Source organism: Nocardia sp. NPDC049190, assembly GCF_040648115.1.
Classification (GTDB): domain Bacteria; phylum Actinomycetota; class Actinomycetes; order Mycobacteriales; family Mycobacteriaceae; genus Nocardia.
The window spans coordinates 1-1,264 of the sequence record NZ_JBEZDE010000117.1; the positions used below are offsets into that span (position 1 = coordinate 1).

Consider the following 1,264-nt stretch of genomic DNA (forward strand, 5'->3'; position numbering starts at 1 on the left):
TGGGCTGTCTCGGGGTTCTGTCCGCTGAGTTGTGAGATTCCAATCCGTTCGATGGAAGGATCTCCGCTCGTGCCGATGATGTACTCACCGCAGTTCCGTGAACGCGCTGTCGCCCTCGTCGTCGATGAAGGCCGCAAGGTCGCCGACGTCGCCCGTGATCTAGGAGTCACCGCGGCCACGCTGTATCGGTGGAAACATCAGGCCTTGGTCGACCGCGGTGAGGCTCCCGGGACGTCCACGGTCGAATCGGCGCAACTGAGGGATGCGCTGAACAGGATCAAGCAACTCGAAGAGGAACTGCGTGCGACTCGGCTGGCCGCGAAGGTTCTCGACGACACCACGATCGGCCCAAAAGGCGGTTCCCGGCTGTCTCGACCTTGACCGGGCAAGGAATCAGCATCCGCACCGCCTGCCGTGTGCTCGGAGTGTCCGAGCGCGGCTACCGCCATCACCGCAACCGATTACCCAGCCAGCGCCGACTGCGCCACGAGATGCTCGCCGAAACGATCCGGGCCATCCATGTGGCCTCGCGCGGCTGCTACGGTGTGCGCCGCATGCACGCCGAGCTCACCATCGGCATGGGTATCGAGGTTGGCTCTGGCCAGGTGCACTCGATCATGAAACGCATTGGGGTTCAAGGTATCTCGGGTGCCGGAAAGAGGTATATCAGCAAGCAGGACATCGCCACCCACGAGGATCTGGTCAACCGGAATTTCACCGCGACTCGGGAGAACCAGCTGTGGTGCACCGACATCACCGAACATCCGACTCGCGAAGGAAAAGTGTATTGCTGCGCGGTGATCGACGCCTACTCCCGACGAATCGTCGGCTGGGCCATCGATTCTCGGCAAACCGCGTCTCTGGTGCTCAGCGCGCTCGATATGGCCATCGCGGCGCGATCGCCCGATGCGACGATCATCCACAGCGATCACGGCGCTCAGTTCACCTCATGGGCCTTCAGTCGCCGCATCACCGAGGCCGGCTTGGTCGGGTCGATGGGCACCATCGGCGACGGCTACGACAATGCGATGATCGAATCCTTCTGGAGCAGAATGCAGATCGAGCTGCTGGACCGCAAGAAGTGGAAGACCCGCACCGAACTCGCCAACGCGATCTTCGACTACATCGAGATCTTCCACAACCGGCAACGCCGCCACTCCAGCCTCGGCTGGCTCACCCCGACCGAATTCGAGAAGACCAATCGACACCTACAATCGGTGTCCTGACTCTCGCAACCCGGCGGACATCAAGCCGAGACAGCCCA

The 1,264-nt window shown here is 62.0% G+C and carries 1 pseudogene; it reads left to right on the forward strand.

Features of this window, described 5'->3' with window-relative positions:
- Window positions 1–69: 69 nt before the first annotated feature.
- A pseudogene (locus AB0B25_RS32140) lies at window positions 70–1,226 on the forward strand (IS3 family transposase).
- Window positions 1,227–1,264: the final 38 nt, after the last annotated feature.